14 protein-coding genes and 1 pseudogene are annotated in these 21,539 nt (G+C 32.2%); 2 read left to right on the plus strand and 13 right to left on the minus strand.

Annotated elements, in window-relative coordinates; all coding sequences use genetic code 11:
- Positions 1-62: 62 nt before the first annotated feature.
- The 8 genes from ACYQ39_RS02560 to ACYQ39_RS02595 all read right to left on the minus strand — a co-directional run bounded on the left by ACYQ39_RS02560 (position 63) and on the right by ACYQ39_RS02595 (position 12,534).
- Positions 63-896: a carbohydrate ABC transporter permease gene (locus ACYQ39_RS02560; protein WP_459840311.1), complete on the minus strand. Its 834-nt coding sequence runs from the start codon at positions 894-896 to the stop codon at positions 63-65.
- Positions 896-1,765: a carbohydrate ABC transporter permease gene (locus ACYQ39_RS02565; protein ID WP_459840312.1), complete on the minus strand. Its 870-nt coding sequence runs from the start codon at positions 1,763-1,765 to the stop codon at positions 896-898. Before ACYQ39_RS02565 ends, ACYQ39_RS02560 begins: the two co-directional genes overlap by 1 nt.
- A 495-nt stretch (positions 1,766-2,260) precedes the next feature.
- Positions 2,261-2,713 carry a type II toxin-antitoxin system RatA family toxin gene (locus ACYQ39_RS02570; RefSeq protein ID WP_459840313.1) on the minus strand — a complete coding sequence of 151 codons (453 nt, stop codon included), beginning with the start codon at positions 2,711-2,713 and terminating at the stop codon, positions 2,261-2,263.
- 11 nt (positions 2,714-2,724) lie between these two features.
- A complete protein-coding gene (locus ACYQ39_RS02575) occupies positions 2,725-3,966 on the minus strand; it encodes an aminotransferase class III-fold pyridoxal phosphate-dependent enzyme (protein ID WP_459840314.1) in 1,242 nt (413 codons plus the stop codon).
- 441 nt (positions 3,967-4,407) lie between these two features.
- Positions 4,408-6,687: a single-stranded-DNA-specific exonuclease RecJ gene (gene recJ, locus ACYQ39_RS02580; protein WP_459840315.1), complete on the minus strand. Its 2,280-nt coding sequence runs from the start codon at positions 6,685-6,687 to the stop codon at positions 4,408-4,410.
- 336 nt (positions 6,688-7,023) lie between these two features.
- Complete coding sequence (locus ACYQ39_RS02585) at positions 7,024-7,830, minus strand: PD-(D/E)XK nuclease family protein (protein ID WP_459840316.1); 807 nt, start codon at positions 7,828-7,830, stop codon at positions 7,024-7,026.
- An 80-nt stretch (positions 7,831-7,910) separates the two neighbouring features.
- Positions 7,911-10,136 (minus strand): ATP-dependent helicase, encoded by a 2,226-nt coding sequence (locus ACYQ39_RS02590; protein WP_459840317.1) that lies wholly within the window; start codon positions 10,134-10,136, stop codon positions 7,911-7,913.
- 433 nt (positions 10,137-10,569) lie between these two features.
- Positions 10,570-12,534 (minus strand): ATP-binding protein, encoded by a 1,965-nt coding sequence (locus ACYQ39_RS02595; protein ID WP_459840318.1) that lies wholly within the window; start codon positions 12,532-12,534, stop codon positions 10,570-10,572.
- 218 nt (positions 12,535-12,752) lie between these two features.
- Between ACYQ39_RS02595 and ACYQ39_RS02600 the strand changes: the two genes are divergently transcribed.
- The gene (locus tag ACYQ39_RS02600) at positions 12,753-13,457 is read left to right on the plus strand and encodes a PmeII family type II restriction endonuclease (protein WP_459840319.1); all 705 of its coding nucleotides are present in this window, start codon (positions 12,753-12,755) and stop codon (positions 13,455-13,457) included.
- Between the two features lie 76 nt (positions 13,458-13,533).
- Here ACYQ39_RS02600 and ACYQ39_RS02605 read toward each other — a convergent pair whose 3' ends face one another.
- From ACYQ39_RS02605 to ACYQ39_RS02615, 3 genes and pseudogenes are all read right to left on the minus strand, one after another.
- Positions 13,534-14,796: a DNA cytosine methyltransferase gene (locus ACYQ39_RS02605; RefSeq protein WP_459841621.1), complete on the minus strand. Its 1,263-nt coding sequence runs from the start codon at positions 14,794-14,796 to the stop codon at positions 13,534-13,536.
- A 153-nt stretch (positions 14,797-14,949) separates the two neighbouring features.
- Positions 14,950-15,135 (minus strand): annotated as a pseudogene (locus ACYQ39_RS02610) (helix-turn-helix transcriptional regulator); the annotation flags it as partial.
- Positions 15,136-15,873: 738 nt separating this feature from the next.
- Positions 15,874-18,423: a DUF5050 domain-containing protein gene (locus tag ACYQ39_RS02615; protein ID WP_459840320.1), complete on the minus strand. Its 2,550-nt coding sequence runs from the start codon at positions 18,421-18,423 to the stop codon at positions 15,874-15,876.
- A 385-nt stretch (positions 18,424-18,808) separates the two neighbouring features.
- Between ACYQ39_RS02615 and ACYQ39_RS02620 the strand changes: the two genes are divergently transcribed.
- Positions 18,809-19,648 carry a DUF4349 domain-containing protein gene (locus ACYQ39_RS02620; RefSeq protein WP_459840321.1) on the plus strand — a complete coding sequence of 280 codons (840 nt, stop codon included), beginning with the start codon at positions 18,809-18,811 and terminating at the stop codon, positions 19,646-19,648.
- 60 nt (positions 19,649-19,708) lie between these two features.
- On the opposite strand, the gene ACYQ39_RS02625 is transcribed toward ACYQ39_RS02620, so the two are convergent.
- On the minus strand, positions 19,709-20,311 hold the full coding sequence (locus ACYQ39_RS02625) for a nitroreductase family protein (RefSeq protein WP_459840322.1): 603 nt from the start codon (positions 20,309-20,311) through the stop codon (positions 19,709-19,711).
- A 15-nt stretch (positions 20,312-20,326) separates the two neighbouring features.
- Complete coding sequence (locus tag ACYQ39_RS02630; protein WP_459840323.1) at positions 20,327-21,517, minus strand: NupC/NupG family nucleoside CNT transporter; 1,191 nt, start codon at positions 21,515-21,517, stop codon at positions 20,327-20,329.
- Between the last annotated feature and the right edge of the window lie 22 nt (positions 21,518-21,539).

Genomic DNA, 21,539 nt, shown 5'->3' on the forward strand with positions numbered 1-21,539 from the left:
AAATATTAAAGACATATATTCTTATAATCTTATTTGTCTTATCATCTAAAATTAATAGTCTTTTATCCTTTAATAGCACCAGATAAATAACCAGATCTCATATATTTCTGTAAGAAGAAAGTAATTATAGCTACTGGTATAGTTAAAATAGTTGCATAAGCTGCTGTAGCAAATACTCCTCCTCTATTTACATAATAGAAGACTTGTAATGGTAGAGTCTTATTAGATAAAGTCATATATAAAGCATAAGTAAATTCATTCCAAGACTGTAACCAAGCAAACATTGTACCTACTGCAATTCCAGGTAATGCAATTGGAAAGACTACTTTTAATAAAGTCTGTATCTTAGTAGCTCCATCTACTGATGCTGCCTTTTCTAAATCTCGAGGAATAGTTTCAAATGTTCCTACTAAAATCCAAGCTAAAAAAGGCAATACCTTTATTAAATGGGCCAATATTAGACCTAAATTAGTATCCAACAATCCCAATTCGATAAACTTAACTGAAACAGGTAAAGCAATACCTACTGCAGGAAACATTCTAGTAAAAAAGAGTGAAACAATTGTAATATACTTTACTTTCTTATCCATTCTAGAGATTACATATGCTCCTGGAGCAGCAATTAACATAGAGATTATAGCAGTACCTGTAGCCACTATAAAACTTTTAGATAATGGTTGCCATAGTCTACCAGACTTTATTACATTTATCCAATGCTCCCAAGTAAAATTATGAATCCAAAAAGTTGGATGTTGAGTAAAAACCTCCTGAGGACTACTAACTGAAACTTTAACTATTAAATAAACTGGGAATATCATAAATAGAGTTGCTAATATAAGAGCGGGCTTATATAATACATTGACCATTCTACCAGATAAATCATTAGGAGTCTTCATTATCTAATTCCTCCTTCATCACTAGCAATCTTTAAATAACTAATTACGAAAACCAAAATAATAACTAATAATATAGTAGAAGCTGCTCCTGATGCATTTATATTATTATACATATTATATTCTTGATAGGCATAGGTAGCCAAAACTGGCGTCGTCTGTCCTGTTAATACTAAAGGTAATTCAAAGATCCTAAAAGCATCAATTGCTCTTAAGATTAAAGCCATTGTAATAGAAGGTTTAAGCAAGGGTAAAGTGATTTTTCTAAAAGTCTGCCATGTTGATGCTCCATCAATATTTGCTGCTTCATAAACCTGCTTTGGAATTGATTGTAATCCTGCTAATAAAAGTAATGTAATTAAAGGAGTTACTTTCCATGTATCTGCCATTGCTATAATAAAAATACTCTTTAATCCACCACTGGCCCAATCAATTGGAATTTCTATTAATCCTAAACGCATTAATAACTCATTTAAGTAACCTGTACTACTGAAGATATAGGACATTACTACACCAGAAACAATAGTTGGAATTCCCATAGGGATTAAAAATATAGATCTAAAGAATCCCTTACCTCTAAATGCCTTATTTAAAATTAAAGCTAAAGTTAAACCTACACTCATTTCTAAGGTTAAGCCAATCAAAGTAATACCCATTGTATTAAAAAAAGCTGAAACAAAACCACTCTGACTAAATAAATAATTATAATTTGCTAAAGTAAATTGACCAGTATTAGGATCCTGAAAGCCTAACATAATCGACTTTAAAACAGGAGTTAATGTAAAGCCAATAATGTAAGCAACTAGGGGTAAAATCATAATTATCTCTAACTTATTCCTTTTCAATTCTTTTTTTACTGTTGCTAAGTTCATTCTAGACCTCCTTATAAATTATTTAATAGATTTTATATTTGCTTTATACCCATTTTCAACTGTTATCTTCTTTTATATACTACTACAATTTTTGTAACCGGTTACAAAAGTAGAACTTATTAGTTATTTAAATCGGTTACATATAAAAGTTATATTAAATATACTGATTTAAACCGGTTACAATTAGAAAATAAAAAAAGAACTCCCTTAACTAGATACAGAAGATCACATTTCTATGATATAAATAAACATAGAAATTATTTATCCTGTATTAAGTAAAGGAAGTTCTTGTAAGATTATATTAAAGTTATATATCCTCTTCTTAATCACATTATTAAATTTTTAATCTAAAACTAACCTGTTTACACATGTAATTATATTATAGTTTTAATCACTTGTCAAGAAAGCACTAACTTTTAATTATCAAATTATAGAACTTATCTGTATAAGTTTAACTTGTTTATACAAGTATTATATTATAGAGTTATTTATTTGTCAAGAAGAAAGCATTTCTTTTTCTTCTACTTTTTCTTTTATAGCTTCTAACATATTCTTACTATTTAACCTTACTTTCTTTTTCAAAATAGGATTTAATAATGGGGCCAACATTGCAACTCCAAATTCAAAATCGACTATTAAAGTGATTTTTACTCCTTGCTTAGTAGTCTCTAAACTCCATTCTCCATCAAACTTTTTTAAATCTCCATCTAACTGCTGATAAATTATCTGATATTCATCGTCATTAAATAAATCCTTTTCTCGCCAACTAATCTGGCGTCCATCTACCTCAGTTTTCCAACTAGTTATTGTTGAATTTTCTTCTCTTTCCAAAACTTTAACACTAATAACATCTTCCATAAACTCTGGATAAGACTCCATATCTTTAGCTAATTGATAAGCCTGTTCTATATTTCCTTTGACTATGATCTCCTCTACTACTTTAGGCATCTTACCCCTCCTTAGCTAGCCAAATCAACTACTTTTTGTAAAGCTTTTTCTATCTTGTCTACTACTAAATCTAACTTTACTTGATTAATAACTAATGGTGGCTCTAATCTAACAACCTGTTGTTGATTTAAAGTATAAGAAACTAAAATACCTTGCTCAATAAGTTCAGAGATTAACATCCCACTATAACCTTCATCTCTCAATTCTAAACCTATCATTAATCCTTGACCTCTTACTTCACTAATAATCTCTGAATAACTACCTTTTAATCTACTTAACTCCTCTAATAAATACTCACCTAATCTACTAGCTTCTTCTGATAATTCTTCTTCTTCTATCTTCTCAATAGCAGCTATAGCAGCTTGACATGCTAGTGGATTACCACCAAAAGTTGAGGTATGTAAAAAAGGATTATCAGCTAAAGTTGACCAGACTTCAGAGGTAGCTACAAAAGCTCCAACTGGCATTACTCCACCACCTAAGGCTTTAGCTAACGTCATAATATCTGGAGTAATATCATAGTGTTGGCATGCAAATAGTTCACCAGTTCTACCTAATCCTGTCTGAACCTCATCTAAAATTAATAAACAACCATAACTATCACAAATCTCTCTTACTGTCTGAAGGTAGTCTTTAGGTGGTACAATAACCCCACCTTCACCTTGAATAGGCTCTAAAATAACTGCTGCAGTATCATGACTAACTTGATCTAATAAAGGTTTGATTTCTCCAAAAGGAACATGATCCACTTCTGGTAATAATGGCTTAAAGGGGGCTTTAAATACTTCTCTTCCTGTAGCACTTAAAGAACCTAATGATTTACCATGAAAAGAATTCTCAGTAGCTATAACTTGACTTCGATCGGTAGCCAGTCTTGCTAACTTTAATGCTCCTTCCACTGCTTCTGTCCCACTATTACAGATAAAAGAGTACTGTAAATCACCAGGAGTAACCTGGGCCAACTTCTGAGACAACTGAGCTAAAGGTTGACTAAATAAAACTTTGCTAGATAAAGGCATCTGCTCTAATTGTTCCTTAACTGCTTCAACTACCTTCTCAGGCTTATGCCCTAAAGAAAAAGTTCCATAGCCACCTAGACAATCAATATATTCTCTACCTTCAACATCTTTGACAGTACAACCTTCTGCTTCCCACTCTAAAGTATCTAACCCCATCAACTTAAATAAACGAGCTAAACTAGGGTTAACATAATCTTTATAATCATTAATAGTTTTTTCTACTATATCTTCCATAACTTCCTCCTCCCTATCTGTTACTCTCTATTATATCCCAAGATAGGAAGGATATTCATGATAATGTTTCAACTTTTTATAAAAAGTTTCAATAAAACTTTAGATTCAAAGGCTATTTCGGAACGGCTTATCAGCCTGTTTCCGAATTACTTTTGTCCAAAAACAAAAGTAATTAAAAATTTTTAGGAGAAATAAAACTCACTTAGCACTACTCAAGGTTATTCAAACTAAAACACTATACCATACTAAAAAAATTAGAAACTTTTTTATTAAGTATTTATGCTCTATAACCGTTTCGTTCAAACATTATTTCTCCCAAATTCAAAACATAGAAAAATTACACCACCTTTAATAATAACTAAACAATCTGTGCTTCGGCTGATCTTATTTTACAAGGAAAAATCATTCCTGTTACCTTACATGAGAAGTGACACGATATACTCATTTTCCAAATAATAATTTATCAATCTCTGATAAGTCTCTCTGTAACATATACCTTCTAAAAGCTTTAGTTTCACCTAATAGAGTCTTTAATTTGTCTTGAACTTGACTTCTCCTTACTTTATCTACACCAGGTTTAACTAATAAATTAACTGGATTAATAAATTCTAACTCTACTAATCCCTGTTGTTGTAGATACTTTAGTCCTAGTGCAACTGTTGACTCTTTTTGAGCAGTCAAAGCTGCTAAAGTATAAATATCAGTCTTACCTCGCTTAGAATTGATTACATTCTTAATTAAACCAGCTAGCTTGTTGATAAAATCAGTTCCTGACTCTAAATCCTCTTCTGAATAGGCTAATACTAGCTTCTTAGGTTCTACTTTTTGAACTAAATCCTGTATAATTCTTAACTCAGGTGGGCAAGTCAATAAGACTAAAGTCTCTTTATTTTCTGCTTGATAGCGATTGATTAAGTTCTGATATGATAAATCCTTAATTCCTTCATAATAATAGATTGGATCTTTAAAATCAGGTAGTGAATCCCCTAACTGACGCCAATTACGCCAGTCCTCTAATTCATAATTTATCTTTCTCTTCTCCAACTGGCCTGTATGATTGATAACCTCTTCTATTACTAGTTGCAATTCTCTATTTCCACGCCAATTATTAATTCCTAAAGAATAGACTAGATCCACTTTAGAACCTAACTTCTCTGGTTCAGCCCTCCACCAGACAGCAGAACGACGGTCAGTTCCATCATCAAGAGTTAAATTTAAATGTTTTCCTCCACTAAAAGAGCGAGAAGAAATAATCTCTACGGCAGTAGAATAAAATACAGGAGTAGGATTCTCTTCTCCAAAAGGGGCTAAATCCCTAATATCTTCATATAACTCTAAACTAGTCTGCTCTAAAGTAAGTTTGTCATCTACTTCTATCTCTCTAACGTTTCCTAAGTCTTTTAACTTACGGGCCAACACCTGCTTGAGTTTTGATTTAAAATCTGATAAATCCTCTAAAGCTAAAGAAAAGCCTGCTGCACCAGCATGGCCACCAAAACTAATTAATAAATCTTTACATTCTTTTAAAGCTTGATTAATATGTAGCCCAGTAATTGAACGAGCCGATCCAGTAACTGTCTGACCATCATCTTTTAATGTCATTAATAAAATTGGGACTTTATACTGTTCTGTCAATCTTCCTGCTCCAATACCTAATATCCCTTGATGCCAGTCAGCTTGATATAGGATTATTGGACCAGTAGGATCATCTAGTAGAGATAGAGCCTCTTCTTCCATCTGATCACTTATTTTCTTACGTTGATTATTTATCTCATCTAACTGCCGAGCCAACTTCTTTGCTTCCTTTTGACTAGAGCTAAGAAGTAACTCTACTGCTTTTTTAGCAGAATCAATTCGACCTGTAGCATTGATTCTAGGCGCTAATTGAAAACCAATCTCTTCTTCTGATAAATTAAAGGTTTCAATACTACAGATCTGACATAACTCCTGAATACCTACCCAATTAGTAGTAGCTAATGAGTCTAATCCTTTTTGTAATAGGTAACGATTCTCTCCTAATAAAGGTACTACATCAGCTACTATAGCTAAAGCAGCAAAATCAAGTAGTTCTTTAGCTAATTCACCTTTTTCTGTCTGCTCTAAAATAGCCTGGGCCAACAGATAAGCCATTCCTGCTCCAGGCAGATAATAAGCTTTATGATCTGTAGGTAACAACTTGGGAGATAGTATAAAGTCAGCCTGCGGCAATTGCTCTGGTAACTGATGGTGATCTGTTATAACTACTTTCATACCTAGCTCTTTAGCTAACTCAACCTCTTGATGATTAGAAATTCCACAATCACAGGTTAATATCAAATCTACTCCCTGGTTAGCTAACTCTTGTACAACATCTTGATCCATACCATAGCCTTCAATAAAGCGATCAGGGATATGGTAGCTAACATCAGCTCCAATTGTTTCTAACATTTTTACTAAAATAGTTGTCGAAGTGGCTCCATCAACATCATAATCGCCATAGACACAGATTTTTTTATCTGCAGCTACTATTTCTAACAATAAATCTACTACCTGATCTAACTCTGGAAATTCTTCAGAACTAGTTGGTTGATATGATTCAGGATATAAATACTCTTCTAACTTCTCTGGTGTATCAACTCCTCGTCGAAACAATAGTTTAGCTAATAACTTATCTCCATCTAATTCATTTACTAACCACCTAGGAAGATCTATATTTGCTTGATAATTAACTTCTACCTTCATATTTACCACCGCCGTTTTATAGTGTACAGTTGACAGTTAAAATTCAAAAGCTATTTCGGAACGGCTTGTCAGCCTTTTTCCGAGTAACTTTTATCAAAATATAAAAGTTACCAAAAGATTTTGTAGAAAAACAAGATATGCTTCTTACTGTTAAAAAGCACTAAATTATATCCAACACTTTCAATTCATATATTAACTACTATTTTAAATAAAGGATCGCCTTGTTTTTTTATTTAACCTAAGACCTTTTTAAAATCAAAAAATTATTTTCAATAAAAATTCTAACTATTTCTGATTTTAACTATCAATTTTCAATTCTCAATTGTCAATTATATATTAGAATTGAATTTCATCTATCTCATCTAAACTTACATCTAAGTCTAGATCGTCCTCTTCTAAATCTACTTTTAATGCTTCCTTACCATGACAGATAGGACGATACTCACAATAATGGCAACTTTTATTATCAACACTAAAAAACTCATCATAGGCTCGATCCTTAATCTCACTAATTAACTTATCTAGTCTCTCTCCATCACGTCTAAATTGGGCTTGATCATAATATAACTTTAAGCCTTGATTCGGATACCGAGGATTCCAATAAATTAGGGTAATCTCTTCTGGCTGCCAACTATCTTGAGGAGCATATTTACCTCCTACTTTGGCTAATAGATATCTATAAACTAAAGTCTGAAGACTATCTTCCCAATAATCTCGTTGTAGTTGATGTTCATTAGTCTTCCAATCATAGATTATAGCTTGTCCTTCAGGACTAATATATAATAGATCATATTTAGCTAATAACTTTAATTGGTCATTATTCATCCGCAACTCCTGTTCAGGTAGAAATTGACCTTCTTCTTGATAAGCTTTAAAATTAGTTAATCTCTCTAACCAAGTAGTCAATTGATCTGACAATAAATCCTTAGGATCAACAATCTGACCATGTCTATAATATCGCTCAGCTAAGGTATGAAATTGCTGGCCTGTTTTATATACCAGCTTATCTTCTTGGTCTTGTACCCAATCACTAGGCCAAAAAAGGCCATCTATGTATCGTCTCCTAAATTTTAATTTACAGGTTTCATATGTTTTTAATGCTGACGCACTAAAGTATAATTCTGATAGAGAATTTCTTAACATTATCTTACCCCTTTCGATAATCACTGTTCTTTAGTTTACAAGCTATGAAAAAGTAAAGGTTTAATATATTAAACCCTTACTTACTGACTTCTTCCTTCTGACTTTATATATCGTGATAATACCTTAAATGTTCTACTAACACCAACTTCTTTTAAATCTCCATTTCTCTTTTTTCGTTCTCGATATCCACTTAAGAATAAACTACGCTTAGCACGAGTAATAGCTACATATAACAACCTTAACCTTTCTTTAATTACTTCTATTTTAGACTCTAAAACAGGATCAATAACTACATCCCCCTCAAGTTCTCGGGCCAACTGGGCCTGAGCTAAAGCTACTGGATTGGATTTATCATCATCTAAATACCAAGACTCACCTTTGAAACTATCACTCAGAGTAGCAGGATAAGATTCAGCTACAATTGCTGTTATAAAGACTGCATCCCACTCTAGCCCCTTAGACTTATGAGCAGTTAAGACAGTTACTACTCCTGGCTTAGCTTCAAAGCCTCTTACACCATCTAACTTCTTGGCTACAGTCTCAAAGGATTGGTTTAAATCATCTAAATTCTCTACTACATCTGCCAACTTCCAACTAGGATGATTCTGCAAATGATCTTTAATCTGTAAAGCCATACCTTGGGCCAAAGCTAAAGCATCTTCTTCTAATCCTAGTTCTTCAGCTAAAAATAAGACTAACTCATCTGGAGGTAGACTAAGACTTGCTTTTAACCAATGTTGAACCTTTTCTACTACCTCCCTAAAAACTGTTAATAACTTTTTACTACCTGCTAATTCATCAGGAAACTCTACTATAGGAAGTTCACCACTAGGATGATATAGTATCTCTTGTAAAGAACGATCAGTCAAGAGTTGAGCAACTAACTTTTGCTCTACAGAACTAAACTCAACCAGAAAATAATTATTCAATAAGTCAATTAATCTCTCAGTCTGATGAGGTTGAGCTAGATACTTAATAGCCAACTTCAAAGATTCAATTGTCTCTTGATAAGCTTGATTAATTCCACCTACTCCTTGACAAGGCACCTCTAAATCTCTTAATACATCTAACATATCACTACAGTAATATCCACTAGGAGCAATGATAGCTACTGTCTCTTCAGGATGATCATTAATATACTCTTTTGCCTCTTTAGCTATAGCTGTTATCTCTTCTTCTTGAGTAGCAAACTCTTCTGTAAAAATAGGATAACCTTCTACTTGAGGATTGGGATGGGAATCATCTTGACTGACTGGCTTAATCTTCTGTAAGGCTAAAGCATCTTGACAAGGCTGTTCTGGATGACTGTTTCTAGACCACTCAACTAAGTAATTAGCTAAATCAATAATTGGTTGAGCACTTCGACTAGAATATAGAATTGACTGCTGCTTCACTCTATCACAGAATGATCTAAAATTCTCTGGATCAGCTGAAGTAAAGGTACCCATAATTGATTGATTAGAATCTCCTACTCGAACTAAATTCCCATTCTCACCAGCCAATAAATAAAGAACTCTCTCCTGAACTGGATTAGAGTCTTGAGCCTCATCTTCAAAAACATAACTCCATTTCTCCTGTAATCGTTGACAAAGCTCTTCATCTTCTTCTAATAACTTCCAAGCATTAATGATTAAGTCATTAAAATCTAACCAACCATTACGTGATAGTTCTAAATTATACTCAACAAATATTTCTAAAGCCCAAGCTAAATAGGAATCACTATCTACTTGCTGCTGTAACTTAGCTGCCTGCTCTCTAGTCAACCCCTTCATTTTAAAATGCTTAATCATTGACTTAATAAATTTAATAAAGTCTTTATCTTGCCAGATATCAGCTGCTATAGAAAACCATTTAGTATTACGGCGACAATCTATTATTTTTTGCCATTTATTCTTATTCTTCCTTAACCATTCTTGGGCCAACCCCTCAATTAGATCCCACTGCCTTCCTTCATCAACTACCTGAAACTCTTCATTGATTAACAAATAATCAGGACGCTCTTTCAAAATACTCATAGCTAAAGAATGGAGAGTTTTAACCTCATATCCTTGTCTAGGAGTTAAACCTCTAGCCTCTAAAAAGTCATCAATCCGTGACTTGAAATTAGAAACTGCCGAATTCATATAAGTAACAATTAAAATCTTACCAGACTGAACTTGATTGTGGGCAATTAAATCAGCAGCCAAATAAGCTAGAGTAAAAGTCTTACCTGCCCCTGGTACAGCCGGAACAGCTAATTTACCCTCTCTATACTGAGCTACTTTACCCTGGCCTGATCGTAAGTTAACCTCTGCTAAATCATTCATTTTTAATCACTTCCTTATAAATTCTAATGTACAATCTATATATCACTTTCAGTAATACAGCTATCTGCTGTCTGCTATGTGCTATCAGCATATTTTCACGGAGAGTCCGTAGGACTCATAGGAGTTCAAAACCTTTAAAATCAAAAATTAAAAACCTTACAATTCCTGCACTATAAGGGTTTGAGACATATTTATGATTTTGAATTTGACTTAGCTGACCCCTACGAGTTTCCTAGAAACTCTTCGTGATAAAGCACATCTGCTGACGACAGATCCTTCAGGTCTTGAAATCAAGACCTTACGTAATAAAACCCATTTGCTGATAGCCGTGACACGAAAGTGCCACTTTATATCAATTAAAGTACTATTCTCATAAAAAACTAAATCCTATAGTTTTGATTTTAACTGTCAACTGTAAATTGTACACTGTCAACTAATTTAGCCACTCCGATAGTTGGCCCATCTGTTCCCAACCTCGGCTATTAAAGCTACTATCAGCTAAATAGACTCCCTCATTAACTTTACTCAACAAGCTCTGTAAATAATCACTTAACTGTTCTTTCTTAAGAACTTGAGATATTCCATCTCCCCAACTTGGATCTTCAACTTCTCGTGATAAAATATAAGGATTACTCAACTCTTTACTTCCTCCTAATAACCATAATTCACTAGAGATATCTAATAAGAATAGATACTTAACCTCTTTTAAATAAGGAATAGATAGTAGAGTATATGGGGTAGCCAAAATCAATTGTTCTTCTAAATCTTCTGGTTCAAATAATGTCTCAGCTGCTAGAGTACCATCATTTATCATTTCCACAAATTTGACTCCTAAGTCCTCTTCTTCATACCTTCTAAACTCTTGCATGACCTCTTTAAAGTTAGTAACAGACTTAATTAACTGTCGACAAGCCAAAATATCTTCTTGACTAGGAGATAAGGTAGATAAGAAACCACCAAAAGCAGCTCGAAAAAAGTACTCCAGCTTAAAATCTTCCTCTTGCCATTGGCTAATCCAGTCTTTAAATTCTTCGTATTTCTCAGACTCTTTAAAGCCTACTTGAGAGCGAAGTCCTACTTCATCTATTTCTGGTAACTTTAAATCTTGTTCCTTGACAGCTTCAGCTAAGACTGAACTACGTATCGGATCAAAATCTAAAATCAAATGTAAAGTCTGGACTATAGCTGAAAAGCTAAGTTCTATCTCCCATTCTTGATTGGCTAAGACAGTCATTACAATTAAAGCTTGAGCAAAGCGATTCTCTAATAATAATCTACTCTGGGTTAAATTTAATAGATCATAATCCTGTTGTTGACAATGATTCTCTAGAGTAAATTCTAAAACTTTATCAGTATAAGGAGCTACTAAAGCAATCTCTCCAGGGTTAACTCCTGACTCAACTAACTTATCTACTTCTTTACAAATACTAGCTATCATCTCACTACGTAATTCTGTATCTATTCGCTCAATAATGAAGTCACTACTTGCTAATGATTCACCATCTAGAATTTGACCAGCTAGATCTGATGCTAATTCTCTAGCCTCAGAAGAAGCAGTATGAGACTCTTCTAATTCTACTACCTCATCTGCTACAGCTAAGAAGTTATCTTGGGCCAACTTTGGAGCTGAACCAAAGAATCGTCCAAAACCTGCTTCAGGATTATAAGCTAGATAAGTATCTTCTACCTCGGGTACTAACTCTAAAACTAAATCTTGGGCTGTAGGTACTAATTGTTCACTATTATCAACAATTAAGTAATCATATCTAGTAGTAAGTTTTTGATAATACTCTTCATTAGCCAATAAATATTGATTATATAAATCTACAGATAGTGAATAATCTAAACAACGCTCTTTGCGACATAAGTCACGAAACCAATTCATCACTTCAACACTTGCTTGGAAAGTATCCTGCTTGGCTTGATCATTGTTGGCCCAGGCTGTTAGCCTATCCTCTATTTGAGAAAAGGAAAGGTTATTCATAGCAGCATAATTTAAATTATCAATCAACTGCAGAGCAATTTGAGAGGCAGTAGCATTAACAGAAAGAAATCTACCTTGCTGTCGTTTATTCTCTACTAACTTACTCATAATATAGTGGGCTGGTTCAACAGTCATCATTACTGGAGCTAAAGTCTGTCTACCCTTCTCTAACTTCTTTTCAATTAAATACCAGTATTTCTTAACCTCTTGTTGAACAAAACTAAAATAACTATAAATATGTAAGTTTCCACTAACTTCTAAATCAAGTTCAGTCCGCCACTCTCGGACATTATTGCCATTATTAACTAAAGTTAAAATATCATCTGTTTTATACTCATTACCTATTTCTTCATAATGTTTTCGTAAGATAGTCGTCTTGCCTGAGCCAGTTGGCCCGATATATAATTTATTCATTGTTAACACCCACTTAAGTAGTTTTTAATTGCATATTAAAACTTTACATAATAGTAATAAAATTCCTTTATAATTTTATTACTATTTTTTCTATTTTATAGAATTAAATACATTAATGGATACCTATAACTCTAATGAATCCATATTTTTCTTTAGTTTTATATTATATTTTTGTATAATGATATTAAATGTTATAATCTTAAAAAGGAGGATAAAATATGAATAAAAAAGAGCAAGAACAAATTCTCAATAAAGCTAAAGATTTTTTTAGAGAGAAAATAGCCCAAAACCATATTCAAAATACTGAAAAACTTTCTAACCTTAAAGAATTTAATCCCAATCCTTTTCTTACTGAATATTTGGCTAATTTCCTAACTGGAAATAGCAACCCAAAAAGTATAGCCAAAGCATTAATTTATCCCCGAACCTTAGGAACTTCTATTACTACATCTTTTGGAACAAACATTCAACTATTTTGTAGTAATGTTTTAGATGGATTCGGATCAGCCATTTCAGGGCTAGATATTGAATTTATTGACCAAGTTGATAGTCGTAAAAAATATTGTCAAATTAAAGCCGGTCCCAATACTATTAATAAAGATGATATTAAAACCATTTTAGATCATTTCACTAACATAAAAAATCTTGCCCGAACTAACAATTTACAAATTGGTTTAAATGATTTAATGGTAGGCGTTCTATACGGTGAAGAAAAACAATTAAATGATCATTACCAAAAAATCAATCAAGAACATCCAGTTATTGCTGGAAAAGAATTTTGGTATAGATTAACAGGTAATAAAGAATTCTATAAAAAACTCATTGATGCATTTGGCGAAGTGGCAATTGAATTTGATTCTACAGAGTTATTAGAAGAAACAATAACTAAATTAGCACAAGAAATTGAAGAAAAAAAGAATTGAATAAATATTTTAACTCACTTACATAAGACATAAACAATTAATACCCCAAGATATCCTAGGATATCTTGGGGTATTATTAAACTATTTCACTTTTTAAACAATCATTAGATTCATTAATATTACTACTTTTGATACTATCTCTAAATTGATTTCCCTTTCTTCCAAGAGCATTTCTAATTGAATTACCAATAAAATATGCTAATTTTACAGGAACAGCATTACCTATTTGCTTATACTTACTACGTGTTGATCCTTCAAAATCCCATTCATCAGGAAAAGTTTGTAATCTAGCATATTCCCTAACAGTAAAAGGCCTCGTTTCCTCTGGGTGAATACGTTCAGTTCTTTTTTGGGCTGGCGAAGCCATTAAAGTTAAAGCAGGCTCATCCCATGACATTCTTCTAGCTATTCCTGTTCTCCCCCCACCTGAATAATAGCTTTTCCCCATGAACTCTTTTTGAACTTCCTCTGGTAAATCCCTCCAATAACCACCTGGTGGAACTTGTCTATAAACCTGTTCCCTATTATTAGAATATTCCACCCCATCAGATTCTGGACAATTTTTTAATGCTTCTCTTATCGTAACTACTGTATTAAAGGGCTCAGGAAATTCAAATGAGACCTCTGGAAGTGTCCCAACTATAAAAACCCTTTTTCTTTTCTGTGGAACAAAATAATTTACTGCATTTAACTTCTTATATTTAACATCATATCCAAAATCAGATAAAACATTTAATATTGTTTCTAAAGTTTTACCGCCATCATGTCTTGTTATACCTGGAACATTTTCTGCTACAAAAACCTTAGGCTTGATTTCTTTTACAGCCCGAGCAAATTCAAAAAATAATGTTCCTCTAGTATCTTCAAAACCTAATTTCTTACCAGCATCACTAAAAGCCTGACATGGAAATCCCCCAGTAACAACATCTATTTGGTTACTACTAAATTTAGTAAAATCGACTTTCCTTATGTCTTTATGTATAACATTCCATCCTGGTCGATTATTCTTAAGTGTTTTACAACAGTCATCATCAACTTCTACAAATCCAACAGTATCTAACCCAGCTTGTTCTAAACCTAATGACAATCCACCTGCTCCAGCAAAAAGTTCTAAGACTTTTATATCAGACTTATCTTTATTATAATTAGGTTCTTCTTCCTTCTTTATATCTCCTTCAGATATAATATCTATAACTGATATTCCAATGGTTTCTGCAATACGTATAACAGTTCTTTTAACAGGATTATATTTAGAAGATAAAATACGAGATAACTTTTCTTCTTCTACTCCAGACTTTTTTGATAATTCTTTCTGCGTACTAATATTATTGGTTTTCATAATTTCTTTCACTTTAGACTCGTCTACTTTTGGAATTTGAACCTCAACAAGAAGTTTTAAGTCTTGCATATCAGTTTTTTCTTCACTATTACAAGCATAATTATAATTATTAAAATTATAAGTAAAGTTTTCTTCCCTTTTTACTATTATATCTGTAGGTATTATCCCCAATATTTTTGAGATTTTCATAATCTCTTGCTTAATTGGATTAAATTTATTAGATAAAACAAGAGATAATTGTGTACTAGTTATACCAATCCTTTTTGATAATTCAGTTTGAGTATTAATTCCTCTTTTTTTCATAATTTCTTTAACTTTAGACTTATTTACTTTAGGCATATTATTCCCCCTAACCTAGATTCACATAATTAATTACTACTATACAAAATATACTCAATTTTTATTATAATTTCTTATATTTTTATTAAATTTAGGTCATAAATACTATATAACATACTATTACCAAAATCAACTTTATCTATAAATTAATTTGATACTAAAATCAATAAGTATAATAGCTCCTAAAATACATTTATTACACTATTAATAAAAAATAAAAGGATATCCCCCACTTCTTTAAAATAATTTATCTAATTTCCTTTTATTCTTATATTTAAAACTTTAAATTTGCCTTAATCATATACATAATATATAATTCTTATTATATTAAATTGATGTGAAAAATTTTTTCTAACTCAAAAAAGTAAAACTCGCCCACTTTCTAGCATTACATAAAGCAGCTAATCATTTAAAACACTAGAAAAGAGCGACTGGAAATAATTATATCATCTAAAGTAATAAAAGAAAACCCCTTTTACCAAATCGATTCTAAATTTAAATTGTATTAACTAATTCAAAACATAAATCCTTCACCTATTTCTTACCTTCCTCTAAATAATTATCAATTATTTTTCTGTCATTCTAAAAGATTTACATATTAAATAAAAATACTTTTCAGTGCTATCGCAAACAAAAGAGAACCTAAAATAACAATTATTAAAATCCTCATAGCCACAATTACTAGAAAAACTCCTTTCTAACCAGTCTGCTTTTCTATATCTAAACTACTCCCAATATCTACATGGCAAAATCAATCTTAAAGTATCCTCTTGGTTCATCTTCAGTAAATGATATCCCGAGCTTAGGAACCAAGTGCAAATAAAAAGCTGTTCCTACTTCTCCTGACACTTCATAGCCATAAACTGTTCTCTCTTCTTCTATACTAGAGTGTTCTATAAATAGATCACCATAAACATCACCTACAAATAGATTTGGATTCCAAAAACCTTCTCTAACCTCTAATAGCTTATGAACATAATCAGCACCAACTTGGTAACCTGTTGCTTGCTCATAAGTAGTTAACTCATATCCTCTTAAGTCTCTAGTTTGATCAAAATTATTAAACCTACTCCCCTGGAATCTCAAGCTACCATTATCTAATAAATACTGATAGGTAACTTGACTATTATAACCATTATTAATTATATCAGATTCTAAATTGACAGCAAATCTCTGATTAGGATAATTAAAACCAAACTTAATTCCAGGAATAGATCTATCAAAATCTGTCTTATAACTGGTTTCAACACTAGATAATCCACTATCTAACGATTTATACAGTGGGTAAGATAAAGCTAGGATATTCTCTCTCTTATCTTCTCGTTGCCTACTAGTAACCGATACCTCTAGTGGCACCAACATCTGAGAAGTAAAGTTAAAATCAAGATCACCAAAGGCAGAGTAAGATACAACATAAGAGTTTAAACCTAGAGCATCTTCTCCCTGCAATAAGTTAGGCACTAATCTTGTATGAGGTTTAAATATATAACTTAGATTCTTACCTACGGCTGATTGCCCTTTTATCTCTTTAACTTCTGCTAAATCAATAGCTGGATTAACTTCTTCTGGTTCAGGTTTAGAGTAGCTTTTTTTACTTAATTCTGTCCGATATAATTTCTCTCCTGTACTAGAAACCCCAACAAAATAAAGTTGATCTTTATTAACTACTCCACTAGCAGCATAATCACCTGTACTTACTTTAGCTAACTCTCCCGTTACTAAATTATAACAATAGATAGCATATTGTTGATTGTAATTTGCCGTAAAGTAGATTTGATTACCAGTTACTGAAATTAACTTTTCAACATAAGGCGTATTGACTAAAGAAGTTACCGACATATCTTCTAATTGCAAGCTATTAAGATTCCACGAACCTAACTTCTTTTTACTAACTACTACTAGTTTATCATCAACTAGCTCTACTTCTGAAATCAACTGCTTGACTTGACCTAACTTCTTATCTTCTCCTAGTTGATACTGCCATAGACCTGAGCCAAAATCTTTATTAGAATCCTTAATATAAATAATCTTTCTAGAATCTAAAACAATAAAATCTCTTAAACCGGTTCTTAATATCTTCTTTTGTTGACCAGTCTCTAAATCATAACAATATATAGAGGCAGTAGTTCCATAACCTTGTTGTCGAATATTAGCAAAACCTTGTTTAGTATCAAGTACTGCATAATATAATTTACCATTCTGGATCTGTAATGAACCAACAAGCTGGCTAGTTATCTCTAATAAATTTTCCTTCTGACCAGTGGTAGGATTGTATTCAACGATACTTTTTAATGGTGGATAAGAAAATGGGCCAACTGCTCTAGCTTTAGTCTGAAAATAGTAGATCCGATTATTACTACTAGTTACATCTTTAATATCTACTCTATCAGTAGTAGTCACTTCTTGACCAGCTATCTGCCAACCTTGATGTTCTAATTCTTCATCTTTTTTCCACTCAGTAAATAACTCAGGAAAATCCTTCCCATAGATCTTTTTTGCTGCTTGATCCATGCCCATAGCTGGAAACATATTACCTAAAAAAGGAGCCCAATCATATGAACCATAAATAGTAAAATAATCACTTAACTTTTCTTCTCCATAGGTACTAGCTAAATAACGAAAGAAAGCACCTCCATATAAATACCACTGACCACTTGGATAATGATTATGAAAATAAGAAGCCTCTAATAAAGAAGGAAGATTACCATTTTGGGCCTTAGTAGCTAAAATAGCATCATAGTAACCATCATTTAATCTACCTTCGTACTGACTAATTTGGGATTCGTTATAAACTGTTATCCCTTCAATGACCCACATTGGTGAATGCAGATTGGGAGAAAATAAATTACCAAATAAATCAGCTGAATCAGCAGCTGCTCCAGAGTAATTCGTTAGTTGAGATATATGAGTAAATTCATGAATGCTTATTAGTCGTAACCAACTCTGATAACTAGATAAGATAGAATTACTAGGAGGACTTGTAGTAAATAAACTAATCTTGGTTCTTAAAGGTTGAGCGTAACCATTAGAGGTTAGTCCTGTATTTTGTAATATAACAGTTGTTTTAAAATCACGTTGATTACCTGTTAAATCCATTACGTTAGACTTATTCTTTTTTAAATAATATAAAACCTCTTCGGCATGTCTTTGATAACTAGCAGGATAAAATAAAATAAATTCATCTGTCTCATAACTCTTCCAATCAAAAATAGATGCAAAACTTAACCCAGAAACTAAAGAAACTAATAACACTATTAAACAACTGACCAATAATAATCTCTTCATCATAATGTAATATCCCCTTCTGCTATTCTTTATTAGTATAATGTCACTTTTAGTGATACAGCTATGAGTCATGTGTCTTGAGCTATCTGCTATAAGCTAATTCAAAATCTTTAAATTTAAAAACTAAATTCTTACACTGCCTACGTTTTAAGAGGTTGATATGTACTTATGATTTTGAACTGACTCCTCCTTCAAACTTCACAGAAACTCTTCATGATAAAACCATCTACTCATAGCTCATGACTCACAGCTACAGCTCACAACTACATATATTCCAATAGTATATAATTATACTATAAATGGATTAATCATTAAATATAGAATAATTGCTTTTATCAATTAAATACGATAGACTAAAACTAAATCAACCAAATCAAGGAGGAATATAATGAAACAAAGAAAAGCCACTACTAAATTATTACTTATCACTTTATTTTTATTAGTTCTAGTTTCAGGATGTCAAGATAATCATCCTGCTAGAACAGCTAACCTTAAACAACAAACAACTGATTATAGAATAAAGGAAAGCAGTAACATAGCTAAGAAAGATAAAGTAAAATCAAAAAGAGAAGTCATGACTAGAAAGATTATTAAAGAAGCTAATTTAAAATTGATAAATAATAATCTAACAACTATCCCAGAAGAGATCAAAACTATTGTCAATAACTATAACGGCTATATTGCTAATTCTCGACAGGGACATAATAACAAACAAAAGTTTCAATATTATACAGTTAGAGTTCCTCAACAGAAATTTACTACGTTTATAGAAGAACTTAATAAACTAGGTCGACTAGAAAACAAACAGATTAGAAGTAAGGATATAACAAAAGAGTATATTGATTTGCAAGCTAGATTAAATAATTTTAAAAAACAGGAGAAGAGATATCTTGAGTTATTACAGGAAGCAAAACAGGTAGAAGAAATTTTAAAAATAGAAAAAGAACTAAATAGAACCCGCAGAAATATTGAACAGTTACAAGGTAGAATCAACTATTATGATAATCAGGTTAATCTATCTACCATTAATATTCAATTTAGACAACCAAAACAACTAATTAATGATAAAGCTTGGGGATTAATAGATAGTCTGCAACAGGCAGTACAAGGCTTTATAGAAAGTATTAACCTAATTATTATCCTGATTGGTAGATTAATTCCTTGGACTCTTCTTGTGGGAATAATTGGATTTATAGGTTATAAAATTTATAAATCGAAAGAAAACTAACTATTCAATATACCCAAAAATCAAAATTGGTGCCTAATGGCACCAATTTTATTAAATAAATTAAAGTTTATCTATTACTATATCTTCTAAATTTAAACGTGGACGTTGATCTGGATCTTGATCAGGATAACCAACTGGTACTAAAGACACTGGCTCTAAATTATCATCTAAATTCAATAAATCAGTCACTTTCTGATCATTAAACATCATTACCCAACAACTACCTAATCCTAATTCAGTTGCCTGTAAAATCATATTCTCAATAGCAATAGCAAGATTAAAATGTAAATAACGTTTTCTATCTTCATCATCCATTGTTCTACCTTGATAGTTAGAAAAATCAACATTTTCAAGCTCTGTACCAGCAAAAGCACCTGCTTTATACAATTCAACAGTACGCCTCTTTCTAAACTGTAGAGCATTCTTATCTACACAACATACTATAGTTACTGGTGCTTGACCAACAAAGTTTAATGTAGTATCTGTTAATTCTTCTCTCATCTCTTCTGATTCTACAATAACAAAACGCCATGGCTGAATATTAGTTCCTGACGGTGCTAACCTAGCTGCTTCTAAAATTTGATTAACCTTTTCTTTCTCTACATCTTGAGATTTAAAATCTCTAATACTTCTTCGCTTAGCAATTGCATCTTTAACTTGCACATTATTACCTCCTTATTACATCAAGATTCCAGCAATTGTAGCAGTCATATAAGTCGCTAAACTTCCAGCAATTAATGCTCTAATACCTAATGCAGCAATCTCTCCTCTTCTCTCAGAAGCCAAACTACCAATTCCTCCTACCTGAATAGCTATAGAAGAAAAATTAGAAAATCCACATAAAGCAAATGTTGCTATCATTTCTGACTTAGCAGATAGAGTACCTTCTTTAATCATTTCTGATAAGCTAGAATAAGCTACAAATTCATTAATTGCCATCTTCTGTCCTAATAAACTTCCTACTTCTTGAATCTCAGCTACTGGTACACCCATTACAAAAGATAATGGAGCAAATATATAACCTAAAATCTGCTCTAAACTCGTCCCTAAAAAGCTTAATGGATAATTAATTAATGCAATTAATGATACAAATGCTAATAACATAGCTGCTACATTTAAAGCCAACTGTAGACCTTCACTTGCTCCTTCTGCTGCTGCATCAATAACATTAGTATTATCAATATCTAACTCTAACTCTATATCTCCAGAAGTAACTGAATCTTTAGTCTCAGGAACAATAATTTTAGCCATTACTAAAGCTGCTGGTGCTGACATAATACTAGCTGCCAATAGATAACCAGCATCAATACCCATACCAATATAACCAGCCATTACTCCTCCTGCTACAGTAGCCATACCACCAGTCATTAAAGCCATGATCTCAGAACGAGTCATCTCTGGTACATATCTCTTAACTACTAGTGGGGCTTCAGTCTGACCAACAAAGACATTTGCTGCAGCTGATAATGATTCTGCGCCACTTAAATCCATTACTTTCTTCATCACCTTAGCCATAACTTTTACTACTTTCTGAACAATACCTAAATAATATAAAACAGACATTAAAGATGAGAAGAAAATAATTGTTGGAATTACAGATAAAGCAAAGCTAAATCCAGTATCCATTAATGAACCGAATAGAAAATCAGCACCATCAGTAGAAAAACCTAAAATCTTAGCTACACCATCGCTTAACTTTTCAAAAGCCACCTTACCTATAGGTAACTTTAGGATAAAAAATGCAAAAACTAGCTGTAGTAATAATCCTCCAATCACTGGATGATAGTCAATCTCTTTTCTATTCTCAGAAATAGCATAAGCTATTCCAAGTAGTACAAAGATACCAATAACACCAATAAACTTAGACATATTCATTGCCTCCTTAGCAAAT

It is taken from the genome of Halanaerocella petrolearia, from assembly GCF_054657875.1.